Annotated in this window: 11 protein-coding genes and 1 tRNA gene; 8 read left to right on the top strand and 4 right to left on the bottom strand. The window is 45.2% G+C overall.

Translation table 11 applies throughout. The features are described 5' to 3' along the window. Window positions 1–74 precede the first annotated feature (74 nt). The 5 genes from L976_RS20805 (at window position 75) to nadE (ending at window position 5312) form a co-directional block, all read left to right on the top strand. A complete protein-coding gene (locus tag L976_RS20805) occupies window positions 75–938 on the top strand; it encodes a tetratricopeptide repeat protein (protein ID WP_047539735.1) in 864 nt (287 codons plus the stop codon). Between the two features lie 141 nt (window positions 939–1079). Beyond that, a complete protein-coding gene (adk, locus tag L976_RS20810; RefSeq protein ID WP_039977263.1) occupies window positions 1080–1724 on the top strand; it encodes an adenylate kinase in 645 nt (214 codons plus the stop codon). Between the two features lie 79 nt (window positions 1725–1803). Then, window positions 1804–2850 (top strand): ferrochelatase, encoded by a 1047-nt coding sequence (gene hemH, locus L976_RS20815; protein ID WP_047539737.1) that lies wholly within the window; start codon window positions 1804–1806, stop codon window positions 2848–2850. Window positions 2851–3040: 190 nt separating this feature from the next. Next, on the top strand, window positions 3041–4345 hold the full coding sequence (locus tag L976_RS20820) for an inosine/guanosine kinase (protein ID WP_047539739.1): 1305 nt from the start codon (window positions 3041–3043) through the stop codon (window positions 4343–4345). 136 nt (window positions 4346–4481) lie between these two features. Beyond that, the gene (gene nadE, locus L976_RS20825) at window positions 4482–5312 is read left to right on the top strand and encodes an ammonia-dependent NAD(+) synthetase (RefSeq protein WP_047540856.1); all 831 of its coding nucleotides are present in this window, start codon (window positions 4482–4484) and stop codon (window positions 5310–5312) included. 89 nt (window positions 5313–5401) lie between these two features. Here nadE and L976_RS20830 read toward each other — a convergent pair whose 3' ends face one another. Then, window positions 5402–5926: a DUF6942 family protein gene (locus L976_RS20830; RefSeq protein ID WP_047539741.1), complete on the bottom strand. Its 525-nt coding sequence runs from the start codon at window positions 5924–5926 to the stop codon at window positions 5402–5404. 172 nt (window positions 5927–6098) lie between these two features. On the opposite strand from L976_RS20830, the gene L976_RS20835 reads away from it, so the two are divergent. Continuing rightward, on the top strand, window positions 6099–7565 hold the full coding sequence (locus tag L976_RS20835) for an alpha/beta hydrolase (RefSeq protein WP_047539743.1): 1467 nt from the start codon (window positions 6099–6101) through the stop codon (window positions 7563–7565). Here the strand turns inward: L976_RS20835 and L976_RS20840 are convergent. Next, the gene (locus tag L976_RS20840; RefSeq protein ID WP_047539745.1) at window positions 7562–9736 is read right to left on the bottom strand and encodes a sensor domain-containing diguanylate cyclase; all 2175 of its coding nucleotides are present in this window, start codon (window positions 9734–9736) and stop codon (window positions 7562–7564) included. The genes L976_RS20835 and L976_RS20840 overlap by 4 nt on opposite strands. 358 nt (window positions 9737–10094) lie before the next feature. Here L976_RS20840 and L976_RS20845 point away from each other — a divergent pair. Next, window positions 10095–10171: transfer RNA gene (locus tag L976_RS20845), tRNA-Pro, on the top strand. Window positions 10172–10331: 160 nt separating this feature from the next. Here the strand turns inward: L976_RS20845 and L976_RS20850 are convergent. Next, window positions 10332–11468, bottom strand: coding sequence for a recombinase (locus tag L976_RS20850; protein ID WP_231570527.1), 1137 nt, complete (start codon window positions 11466–11468; stop codon window positions 10332–10334). Between the two features lie 239 nt (window positions 11469–11707). Here L976_RS20850 and L976_RS20855 point away from each other — a divergent pair, with 239 nt between their 5' ends. Then, window positions 11708–12211 (top strand): hypothetical protein, encoded by a 504-nt coding sequence (locus tag L976_RS20855; RefSeq protein WP_047539747.1) that lies wholly within the window; start codon window positions 11708–11710, stop codon window positions 12209–12211. A gap of 297 nt (window positions 12212–12508) precedes the next feature. On the opposite strand, the gene L976_RS23700 is transcribed toward L976_RS20855, so the two are convergent. Further along, window positions 12509–13069, bottom strand: a complete 561-nt coding sequence (locus L976_RS23700) for a GGDEF domain-containing protein (RefSeq protein WP_231570528.1) — start codon at window positions 13067–13069, stop codon at window positions 12509–12511. Between the last annotated feature and the right edge of the window lie 389 nt (window positions 13070–13458).

Here is a 13458-nt window from a genome sequence, read left to right on the forward strand (position 1 = left end):
CTTTTAGGCACCAAGAGTCGCATTACCCTAGGGCATTTCCTAGTAGAAGTGCCAGTTTGGGAGTAAGGAAAACCATGGACAATATCCTCGATCTAACGAAAGACAATATTCAGCAAGTGGTTGATGCTTCGATGCAGCAACTGGTGGTGATGGTGTTTTGGGCCCAGCCACAGCCGCAGAGTGTTGCCATGGTGCAAACACTCGAGCAACTTGCCGCGCAGCATGCTGGCCGTTTTGTGCTGGCGAAAGTGAACTGCGAAACTGAGCTGGAAATCGCGAACTATTTCCGCATTCAAGCACTGCCGACTACCTTAGTACTGGATAAGGGCCAGCCAATCGATGGCTTTGCGGGCATGCAGGAGGCGGCGCAGGTGAGCGCTATGCTGGAGAAACACTTGCCACCCTTATGGCAATTGCAGCTTGAGCAAGCCAAAGCCCTGTTAGCCTTAACCCAAGTATCGGCGGAGGATTTAACTACTGCGGCTGTGTTACTGAAAGACGCCTATAGCGCCTCACATCAGGCGGCCGAGGTGAGTTTAGTGCTTGCCGATGTGTATTTGATGCAGGGTGAACTCGCCCAAGCGCAGCTGCTACTCGAGCAGATTGGCCTTGCCGACCAAGACGGTTATTACCAAAGCTTAAAGGCGAAATTAACCCTTGCCTTGGATGCGGCGGACACGCCAGAAATTCGTGATTTACAGCAGAAGTTCGAGCATAATCCGCAGGATTTAGTGTTATTACTCGAACTTTGTAAGGCTCTGCATTCGGCCCACCGAGACGAAGAAGCGCTCGCGCATTTATACAGTGTGTTATCTAAGGATTTAACCGCTGAAAATGGCAAGGTAAAACAAGTCTTTATGGAAATTTTAACGGCGCTTGGTCAAGGTAATAGTCTGGCGAATCAATACCGCCGCAAGCTCTATACCTTGCTCTATTAAGGATTAAATTGGCTGCAAAACTGCGATTTATTTACGGTTTCTGAGGCTAAAGTCGAAGCTAAAAGCCTTCTCAATGGCGGCCAGATGTGCGAAGATCGCCGCCCTAAGAAGAATATCAATGCGAAAAAGAGGACTCTTGAGATGCGCATTATCCTATTGGGCGCCCCAGGTGCCGGTAAAGGTACCCAGGCCCAGTTCATTATGGAACAGTATGGTATCCCACAAATTTCTACTGGCGACATGTTACGTGCTGCCGTTAAAGCCGGTACTCCGCTGGGTTTAGAAGCGAAGAAAGTGATGGATGCAGGCCAACTGGTTTCTGATGATCTGATCATTGGACTGGTTAAAGAGCGTATCGCACAGGACGACTGTGCTAAAGGTTTTCTGTTGGACGGTTTCCCACGCACTATCCCACAAGCGGATGCGATGGCGGCAAACGGTATCAGCATTGATCACGTGATTGAAATCGATGTGCCAGACGAAGAAATCGTTAAGCGCATGAGCGGTCGTCGCGTTCACCCAGGTTCTGGCCGTGTTTACCACGTGGTATTCAATCCACCTAAAGTGGAAGGCAAGGACGATGTGACTGGCGAAGACTTAGCGATTCGTCCAGATGACGAAGAAGCCACAGTGCGTAAGCGTTTAGGCATTTACCACGAGCAAACTAAGCCATTGGTTGAATACTATGGCAAAGTGGCTGCGGCGGGTAACACTCAATACCACAAGTTTGATGGTACTCAGTCGGTAGCGGCTGTGAGTGCACAATTAGCCAGCGTGCTGAAATAAGCATCATTGCTAAATTCGAGAACAAGTTCTCATATTAGGAAAAAGCCTGCTATTGCAGGCTTTTTTTATTGGCAACTGAATGTTAGCCTGCCGTGGTATTTGGCTGATAAAAGGTACCACATTGACTTCTCCCTCTCCTGCGTTTGGCGTGTTATTGGTCAATCTCGGCACGCCCGATGAACCCACTCCCAAAGCGGTTAAGCGATTCCTCAAACAGTTTTTAAGTGATCCTCGGGTTGTCGATTTGTCCCCTTGGCTGTGGCAGCCGATTTTGCAGGGGATAATCCTTAACACCCGACCCGCCAAGGTGGCCAAACTTTATCAGAGCGTGTGGACGGAGCAGGGCTCGCCGCTGATGGTGATAAGCGAGCAGCAGGCACAAAAATTAGCTACGGATCTGAGCGCGACCTTTAATCAAACCATTCCGGTGGAACTGGGCATGAGCTATGGCAATCCTTCGATTGAGAGCGGCTTTGCCAAACTCAAGGCCCAAGGCGCCGAACGTATCGTGGTGCTGCCGCTGTATCCACAGTATTCCTGCTCAACCGTCGCCAGTGTGTTCGATGCGGTGGCGCAGTATTTTACCCAAGTGCGTGACATTCCAGAGCTGCGTTTTAGCAAACAGTATTTTGACCATGAAGCCTATATCGCGGCCTTAGCGCATTCGGTGAAACGCCATTGGAAAACCCATGGGCAGGCCGACAAGTTAATTCTATCCTTCCACGGTATTCCGCTGCGGTATGCCACTGAAGGCGATCCCTATCCTGAGCAGTGCCGCGCGACGGCCAAGTTACTGGCGCAGGCGCTGGAGTTAACCGAAGGACAATGGCAGGTGTGTTTCCAATCCCGCTTCGGCAAAGAAGAGTGGTTAACCCCCTATGCCGATGAGTTGCTGGCCGATTTACCCCGCCAAGGCGTGAAAAGTGTCGATGTGATTTGCCCAGCCTTTGCCACCGATTGCCTTGAAACCTTAGAAGAGATTTCCATTGGCGGTAAAGAGACTTTCCTGCATGCGGGTGGTGAGGCCTATCACTTTATTCCCTGTTTAAATGATGATGAGCTCCATATCGAGCTGCTCAGGCAATTGGTGCAAGAACAAGCTCAACCTTGGATACGCGCAGAGTGACGGTAAATTTCTCCCGTTGAAACCTAAACACGGCCTAGTTTCATGCTGATTTTATGGTAGAATCTGCGCCCTTTGTGGCTCGGGAGTGGATTTTTTATCTCTCTAGCCTAGACTCATTATTTTTAGGACACAATGAGCCAACGCTCGTTGTAATGCCCATTAGCATGGATGCCAGGAAAAGAGAGCCACTATGAAGTTTCCCGGTCAGCGCAAATCGAAACATTATTTTCCGGTCAAAACCCGTGACCCATTGCTTGAGCAATTAACGCAGCAACCTCAACCTTTTGCGACTTATATCAGCGGTATCGATCAAACCTTAGTTGATATCGAAGCCAAGGTAGAGGATGAGTTGCTCGGGCGTTATGGTTTACCCAAGGGTAATTCGACGCTTATCAATGATGAGCAAGCGCACGCCCTGTATACCGAGCTGAAACAAAACGGTTTGATCAGCGATGAGTTTGCGGGCGGCACTATTGGCAATACCGTGCACAATTATTCTATTTTGGCCGACGACCGCTCAGTGCTGTTTGGGGTGATGAGTCAAAATATCGAAGTCGGCAGTTACGCCTACCTTTATCTTTGCAACACCTCCTCTAAAGTAGACCTTAACTTCCTGCAACCCGTCGATGGCCCCATAGGTCGTTGTTTTACGCTGATTTCTGATTGCGGTGAGCGTACCTTCGCGATCAGTAAAGGGGCGATGGATAAGTTAACCCCAGAATACATTGATAAAGACGTAGTACAGGGCAGCTCTGCCTTGGTATTAACCGCCTATTTAATGCGTGCCAGCGGCGGCGACAGGATCACCGATGCGGCCATGTGCGCGATTGAATATGCCAAAGCAGCCGAAGTCCCTGTGGTATTGACCTTAGGCACACGCTTCTTAATCGAAGAAGATCCGGTTTGGTGGCAAAACTTTATCCAAGAGCATGTGACCATTTTGGCGATGAACGAAGATGAAGGCGAGGCGTTAACTGGGTTTCGCGATCCGCTGCTTGCCAGCGAAAGAGCCCTCGAGTGGTGCGATATGGTGTTAACCACCGCTGGCCCAATCGGGCTTTATACCGCAGGTTATACCGATGATGCCGAAAAGCGCGAGACCACTCATACGCTGCTGCCAGGTGCTATCCCTGAATTTAACCGTTATGAGTTCTCACGTCCAAAGCTCAAGAGTGACTGTGAAAATCCGATTAAAGTCTATGCCCATATTTCCCCTTACATGGGTGGACCGGAGAAAATAGGCAATACCAATGGTGCGGGTGATGGCGCGTTGTCGGCGTTATTGCACGACTTGGCGGCCAATACCTTCCATAAAACCAACGTGCCTGGCTCAAGTAAGCATAAGCGTGATGGCTTATGTTATTCATCCTTCTCACAAATTTGTAAGTACGCTAACCGCGTGGCCTATGAGGTATTAGCGCAGCATAGCCCGCGTTTGTCCCGTGGGTTACCCGAGCGTGAAGACAGCTTAGAAGAATCATACTGGGAAAGATAAACCAGCATAGGTTTCAGTTAATAAGGGCAATAGCGGCAAACCGTTATTGCCCTTGTTGTTTTTAGGCGCAAATAAATGATAACGTTAGGCGGTTTACCGCTCCCAATAACAGCGAATATTTAAGGTGGAATTTTCGGTGAAAGCGCAGATCTTAAGAGAAATGAAGGTACTCAAGGCGATTGAGCCTGAGTTTGAAGTGCAGCGCCGCGTGGCGTTTATTAAAACCAAGCTCAAAGAGGCCCGCAGTAAGGCGTTGGTATTAGGGATCAGCGGAGGTGTGGATTCATCGACGGCGGGGCGTTTATGCCAGTTGGCCGTTGATAGCCTCAATAGTGAACATCCCGAGGGCGGTTATCAGTTTATTGCGGTGCGTTTACCCTATCAAATTCAAAAAGATGAGCATGAAGCTCAGCAAGCATGCCAATTTATTCAGCCATCAAAATTAGTCACAGTAAATGTGCATCAAGGTGTTGATGGCGTGCATCAAGCCACCTTAAGTGCGTTTGTTGAGGCGGGACTGAGTATGCCGGATGAGGCGAAAGTGGATTTTGTTAAGGGCAATGTTAAAGCGCGGATGCGCATGATTGCCCAGTATGAGTTAGCGGGATTAGTCGGCGGCTTAGTGGTGGGGACTGATCATAGCGCCGAAAACATTACTGGTTTTTATACCAAATGGGGCGATGGTGCCTGCGATCTCGCGCCTTTATTTGGCCTCAACAAACGCCAAGTGCGTCAGGTAGCGGCGTATTTGGGCGCACCAGAGTCCTTAGTTTATAAAGCACCAACCGCGGATTTAGAGGACAACAAACCGCTACTCGAAGATGAAGTCGCGCTCGGGCTGACCTACGAGCAAATCGATGATTTCCTCGAAGGGAAAGCCGTAGATAAGGCCGTGGAAGAAAAGCTTATCAATATCTATAAGGCCACCCAACATAAGCGCCAGCCCATTCCAACCATCTACGACTGATTTTTATCACTAACCTTGGCATAGGCAATGCTATCTAAGTTTTCTTTTAAAGCACTCGGCCTATCCGGGTGCTTTTTTATGAAATTTTATCAAGCAGATACGTTTTGTATATGCGAGCGCGTAAGCGCAATCAGGGCATTAGAGTATTGGCGATAATCCAAGTAGGGCGTGAGTAGCACTTGTTTCTTCTGTACTGAGGAAGTTTGCATTATTTCAGTGACATCTTGCAGCTTACCCTGTGACGCATGCATCAGCGGTTGATAGGCAGTTTGTCGGTTTGATAGTGGTGTATTGAACAGCTCAGTACTCAATCCCAAAGGCTTCGCGGCAGCTTGCCCACACACAATGTGAATGCTGGCATGGGGCGATAGGGCACTTGCACCTATCAAGAGCATTTGGTGTTTTTTGAGTAATAAGTTGTCGCGATAGTGGCGCCAATCTTCACTGGGGGCGTAAATTTTGGCCATAATGGTGAAGATCTTACGCCAGTGGTTACCGTTTAAGGCGATGAGTTCTGCTATCGCGTTATCCTGCTCCCAATGCCAATATTCAGGCATGAGTGGGGGATTAGGGAGATAAAACGCATAGGACGCTGTGGCTGGACCAATATGCATATTAAGTAAAATTTGCGAATATCAAATAAAAGTGACGCGGATCTTAACCTAAGTAAACTTAATCGCGACAATTAAAATGCCATCAAAACAAATCTTAAATATGAATGTTGAGGTTTATTTTTATCTAACCGTATAATCTGCATGCGTATTTTATCGGAACCATGGGGCAGCAATGAAAGCCATTATCATAGGCTCAACTAAACATTTATTTTTCGCTGCCTTTTATGGCTGTTTAGGGATTGCTGTTGCCTTATTAGTGACTGGAATCTATTTTCTCAATGCTAAACCCGATCTGTCCCTCTGGCACACGACTGAGTTAAAACACGAATTCCACTACAACACTAAACTTGATAACTTTCGTGATTACATTGCCTTAGAAGATAAGCTCTTTGCCGAGGTTGATAACAAAGTACTCAAAAAAGTGTCGGCGGCAGATGCATCGCCAGTCAATCGTTATGTTAAAAATAGCCTTGCCGATCCCGCGAGATGGCCACAAAACTGGAATCGCAGTTTTGAATGGCCTAAAGCCAATGCGCCTTTTGGCGTATTGTTGCTCCATGGTATGTCAGATTCACCCTATGCCATGTCTAACGTGGCAGCACATTTTAAGGGCAAAGCCCATGTACTTGGATTAAGACTCCCTGGACATGGCACTATCCCTAGCGGTCTCACTAGCCTCTATTGGCAAGACTTAGCCGCCGCAGTGAATTTGGCAACGGCGCACATGAAACAAGAACTTAAAGGTAAGCCGTTATTCGTTATTGGTTTTTCAACGGGTGCTGCGATAGCGCTTAACCATGAACTTGAACTGATTAATCAAGATAAAGCGCCCGATTATGCCGGGATGATTTTTATGTCGCCAGCTATTGGGCTTGCTCCAATTGCGGCCGCGGCTCGCTGGCAAAGTTGGATAGGTCGCCTGCTCGACTTAGATAAGCTGCAATGGAATAGTGTTCAGATGGAATACGATCCCTTCAAGTACATGTCTTTTGCCGTCAATGCCGGGGATGTCGTCTACCAATTGGCGTTACGTAACCAGAGTTTGTTAAGCGGATTAACGCCTTTGCAGCGTGAACAAATCCCATCGATTTTAAGCTTTCAATCTGTTGCCGATGCAACGGTATCTAGCGCAGCTGTTGTGAGTTTGTTGTATCAAACGCTACCGCAAAAGGGCCATGAATTAGTGCTATTTGATATGAATCGTACCGTTATCAACAGTAAGTTAATGACTAATGATCCACTACCCGCCTTGTTACCTATATCCACAGACAACATTCATTACCGTGGCACGCTGATTGAAAATATCAATAGCGAAACGACTCAGGTTCAAGCTCGGGAATTTGGATTGAGGCCACAGGATGAGTCGTTATCTCAGATTAAACACCTCCCGCTTTATTGGCCGGCGGGCGTGTATTCACTCTCCCATGTTGCGTTACCATTTGCTGAAAATGATGGCCTATATGGCATGTCAAGCAATGAGAAGCTAACCCGCATACAAATAGGCGCAGCCGCTTCCCGTGGTGAGCGAGGCGTTTATAGTGTGCCTGCTTCAGAAATGTTACGTCAAAAATGGAACCCCTTTTTCCCCTATATGATGGACCGAATTGAACAATATCGAAGTGCACATATGTCTAATTAGGATGTGATTAGGGTACAAACGACGCAATTGCGCCCTTGTTCCTTGGCCTTATAAAGGTTCTCATCAGCCTCTTTTAACCAGTCATCCAGTTTTGCACTATAGGCGGCATCAGCAATGATGGCGCCAATGCTAACGGTCACGCTAAACGTGACTTGATCTGTTGGGTTGGTGATGACCACGCTGGAAAGTTTCTCTTTGAAAGCATTAAGGTGTTGCTCGACTTTTGAGGCATTACACATTGGTAATACAAGTGCAAATTCTTCGCCACCATAACGGCAAAGCAAATCGACATCTCGCTTGAAGTGATTTGATAAAACCTCTGCCATGACACGTAAGCATTCGTCACCCGCGAGATGACCGTAGGTATCGTTCACTTTTTTAAAGAAATCGAGATCGAGTAACACTACCGCAATCGTATCCTTGCTACGTTCAGACAGATGCTGAATATGCAGGAACTGTTTTTCAGCATAACGACGGTTGTATAAGTTAGTGAGCGGATCCCGCTCCGCCATATCTTTTAATTTGCGGTTGGCGATTTCTAAAGCCATGGTGCGTTGTTTTACTTTATCTTCTAACTCGAGTTGATTGTTGAGTAGTGCTTGTTGTTTTGCTTCTAAGCTCTCGTACAGGCTATAGATTTCTTGAGGCGTACTGTTGTCTAGCAGTCCATGCTCAAACTTCTCCTCATTAAAACTGCCATCTTTTGTTTGACTAAAATGCTGAGCCAGCAAGGCGAGGGGCGTAGTGGTTAAACGACTAATTACCTTAGCAATTATCATGGCTGCGACCATGCTGATTAACAGTAGCCCTACCGTATTGAAATATTGTTTTTGCGCTAAGGTTAGAAGGGGGATAAAGGGCTCCAGAACATATAAATGCCAACCATTATTCAGTTGATGGTGAGCATAAATATATTCAGGGGTATCCGCTTCCTCATGCTGATTAATATCCATCAGCTTTAATCGAGTACGGTATTCTGTGCTGCCCGTCTTGAAGTTAAAAGGAGTTAAAGGGGTAAGCCTAAGTCTTTCGGATGAATAAACGATGTTCTTTTTCTCATCCAATAAAATGATGGACTGTGTCTCATGATGTTGATTTTGGTTATCAATACTAGAGAAATAACTTAAGTCTAGATTACCTTGCACAATGCCGATGGCAGTATTTGAATCTTCTTTAAAAATAGGGGTACTGATGGCAATGACAATTTCTTGATCTGGCCCTCTAGCAACAAATACGGGGGACACAAATGTGTTGTGGTGGGTTAAAGCTTGGATAAAGAAGTCCCTATCTTGCACATTAATCTTTTGTGCTATTTTTTTCAGTTTATCGAGTGGACTCCCAGCGACGATTTCCCCATGTGTATTGACAATAAACATAGCGGTAAAGCTGTGCTTAAGACTTTGCACACTCTCGAGGATAAGCTGCCATTGGTCAAATGGAGCTCCTGATATACTAAGAAACTTACCGATACTGGCAACGATACTGGTGTTGGAACTGAGATAGGTTTCGGTGGCGTGACCGAGGAATATGCCAGTGTCATTCAGATTTTTATTAATTAAATCCTGCTGTTTATCCATAAAATACTGGTTAAACATTAAGGATGAGGTCAATAAAGTAATCGTGGTGATTAAAATAAATAGATAGCTGAGCTGAGCACTAAAGGTTCGGCGAGTGTGATTGACGATCTTATCTTTTAAATGCCATAAGCTAGGGAGCGCCACAACGCAAAGTTCCCCAATAGTAGCGTATAAAATGCCATTAACTGCTTGTTTTACCGTAGTAAAAGGGATGTGATAATTTGGCAGGCCCGTGATTAACCATAAGTACAAGCTTATTAATGGTACGCCCACTAACAACCAGTAGCCAATACTGGCATACAGAATGGGTACATCTTTGCGCCGCGCAAACCCCAGCCACAACGCCTCAAGTAAAAAGACGACATACACATGGGAACTGGACCAAGCCAACATCAAGCCTGTAGCTGTAAATAATGCAGTATAAAGGGCATACCAAGGCCCAAGCAGGATGGCCACTATCACTACTGCCGCATTACCTAAAATCAGCTGTACGTTAGCAAATAGTGGGATAGGAAAAATATTGATCACAAGACCGAGTAGGCCGAGTAGGGTGGCTAACTTTAAATGGCTGGCATTAAAGGATGGTAAAAGCAATGATAAGTCCCTTTCATGTAAATTATGCTTAAAAAGCAACCTGCTATCTCAGAATAGCGGATGGCATTTAGTTTAGCAGATCCGTCATTATTTGATATTTACAGAGCCATTTAAGTCTTAGTTTAAATCTCCGTCTGCGCGTTGCGAGTGCTTTAACGGGCAAACCGCCTCACTGCATTGCAAAATTTCACCATTCAGGCCAGAAACTAAGCAGTTGATCAAACAGACTTCACTAAGCACTTGCGTTGATTGAATCCAATTGCTACAGTCTGCGTCACTTAAGGTGAACCCCACTCGATAGCATCTTAAGTAATAAGTACTTAAGCTGATGTCATACAGTTCTATTAAGTGCAAATTTCGGTATGTAGCGCAGCCCGGTAGCGCACTGTCATGGGGTGTCAGGGGTCGGAGGTTCGAATCCTCTCATACCGACCAAATTCATAAGCAATAAAGCCTGCAATCTTAATCAGTTGCGGGCTTTTTTGTGTCTGGAGTTCGGTATTTTACTGCTTAGAGGTGGTGAAACAGTGGTGAAATGGGGGTGAAACGGATTTCAAAATAACAGTGGCCAAGTATGCTGATTGCCTTAGTTTTATTAATGGCTGAATTTAATCTCAGCGTGTGGAACTTCGGTCCATTGCAGGTGATCCCGCACATAGATTTTGGTGGACTTGGCATCGGTGTGAGCCATCCGACCTTGAGGGTCAACACCCATATCAGAAAATAATCTGGCAGATAGTGCACGTATCTCATGGAAGGTTGGGCGCTGGCTCATTTCTAAATGGTTGCACAGACCTAACTCATCCCTTAATGCCGAAAAGGCTCTGCTAAGGTAATTAGGATCAAGCTGATAGCGGTGGTCTGTGGCCACACTTTGCTTATTGAGTTTGTCTGGTCGGCGATGAACCACATAAGGGCAAAGTGGCCCGTCGCGGCTCTTATCAATAATGGCCTTTAATACTTCACCAATCGGTATGGCCACATGGCTGGCTTCTTTTTCTTCTACCTTTTGGCGGTGAATAAATAGGGTGCCATAAATGCCATCTACAGGTTCATCAAACCATAGGCAACCACATTGGCCGTCCTTAGGTTTTTTAATGCTGTATTTAATCCGCGACACTTCAAGGCGCGCTTGGGTAGATTGCAAAGCAAGATCCATTGCAGTTTGTAACCACAGTGGCGCCGCGGCATGGATTTGTTGATACACTTCAAAGCTTAGGCGTTGGCGTTCTTTGCCTTTGGTTTTACGCTTTTTCATCTTTCGAGAGGCTGGATTATCTAACATGATGGACTGGTCGATCGCGTAGTTAATCAGTTTCTCTAAAAATCCCAACTTACGGTTATGCACATTGGGGCTAGCATCAGGATGATATTGGTTTAGGTAGCCGTTGATATGTTCAAGGCTAATATCTTGACTGCTAACCTCCGCAAAATAGGCTTTAACCCGTTCGGCATCGTTGCGCATGGTACTGGCCAGTTGTTTACTTGGCATTTCTTCTTTAAAGATCAGCTCTAACAGTCGGTCCACATGGCTGGCAAATGACTGGCCATTAGCCAGAGGCGACTCACTCGAGGCTTCAATTAACTGATCTACGGTTAACCCAACAGTCGGTCGCATTATGCGATTGTACTCAACCGCAATTTGAATCGCCTGCACCTTATCTTTACCGAGTGTTTTGCGAACACCATTTACCAACGTAAAACGGTAAGTGCCCTTAGATCTATCAAACATAAGGTGCTGAGGCAGATTTTTATTATGCGACTTTTTTGGGCGAACCATGATAAAAATACCTTGAGGGATGATTTTCACACTGATTAAATACACTACATGACTCTAAGTGCAATTCGGCAAGAGTCTTATAAGGATATTGCTGATAATAAGAGGTTAATCGGTTCTTGAAATGAGTTGTATATCTTAGAACGTTTAATCCAAAATTCATATTACTACGAATATTTATTAAGGGTATACCTATGAAGTACTTAGTGGTTCTGCTATCAATTTTTATATGTAGTTTTACAGTGGCGGTAAATGCAATCACTTTCACTAAAGATGAACAGTATATTGGCTTGGATTTGACTCCTTTATGTACAGTCGATGGACAAGTTACTCTTACTCTTACAAATACATCTGGCCAAAAATTATTTGTTGATCCACATATAGCTGATCCAGCTCTTTTTGATTTAGCTAGAGCAAGGATGTATCTCAGAAATGCAAATGATAATAAGCTTATAGGTATGAGTCCGTTAAGTGAATATGTGAAAACCTCTAATTGGAGTGTGTTGCCTGTTGGGGGAGTAATTACTTACCCAATTGACTTTACGAAGCATGTTGCTTTAGATACTGCAAAATTTTATAGAGCTGGAGCTGAAATTCGTATGAAAATTCTTCTTGATAATGGTCAAGAAGTTGTTGTAAAAATTGATTCAGCAATCCTTAATAAATATGTAGACATTAAACCTGATTGCTTTATTTAAGTTTTGTTTAAATTAAGCTTTGTCATGTTTTAATTATTGATATAGTTATTAAGTTACTATTTTCTGTCGATAAGTAGCTGTGCATTACGCTGGAGTGTTTATTAACTAATTTATTTTATTCAATTATTGTTTTCATGAATGTTTTTTTAGAGTTTTGTTAATTTTAGTAAATGGTAATAATTTAGAGAAAAACATAGCTTTTAGGTATTCTTGTAAGTGTTAAATATACCCGCTATGTTTCTCCATATAAAGCATGATAATAGACGCTAAACTATTTCTTAAATGGTTGAAACTTATCTACAGTGACGATTCCCCATCACAGACTCGATTTCTGCCTGTGCGCTTTGCTCGCATCATGGCCTGATCGGCATTATTGAATAGAGTCTCCAAGAGTGCTTGTGCTTCATCGGGATGATTGATTTGAGGCAAGATCAAGGATGATATGCCGAAGCTTGCGGTGCAATGAATGGTGTGTCCATCAAGGTAAAGTGGCTGTGTATCAAATCCATGGCGAATCGACTCTGCAATTTGCCATGCTTGTTCATGTTGGGTGTTGGGTAAAATCAGCCCAAACTCTTCGCCGCCTAAACGAGCAAGAATATCATTTGTTCTCAGTTTAGTTTGCGTCAGCTGTGCGATATGGATAAGGGCAGCATCGCCTGTAGCATGTCCCCATTGATCATTGACGCGCTTAAAATGGTCAATATCAAACATAATAAACGCTAGCGCTTGGCCTGACTGATGTGCTGTAGGGTGCCCAAAATGGAAAAAGGCGCGGCGATTGAAGAGTTTTGTGAGCTCGTCGGTATTGGCAAGGCGTTCTGCGATGAACTTAGCTTCGATTAATGCCTGTTCCATGTGTTTACGTTCAGTGATATCAGTGGCGATTTCTATCCGAACTAGGCGGCCATCGGTCCAACGAATCGCTTGATCTCGACACTGGTACCAACGCTTATTTTGTGTATTTTGAAACTCCCATACATGTACACCAGTGGCGTCGCCCTCGGGACCAATCAGTTTGTGGTTGGTGCAAAAAGCACAGGGACTATTTTGGCCTGCTTGGAGGAGTTGATAGCACTTTTTACCGGCGGGTTTGCCCCAAATGGCCGTTCCATAATCGTTTAAATACAGTAGCTCATAGTTGTGTAAATCAGAAACGTAGACCAGCGCATCTAAATAGCTGTTCCAAATAGTAGATCAAAGGAAGGGAACTCAGTCCTGTTTGAGCGATCTGATCTATCGCCAAA

The sequence above is a fragment of the Shewanella sp. ZOR0012 genome (genome assembly GCF_000798835.1).
In the GTDB taxonomy this organism is placed as follows: Bacteria; Pseudomonadota; Gammaproteobacteria; order Enterobacterales; family Shewanellaceae; genus Shewanella; species Shewanella xiamenensis.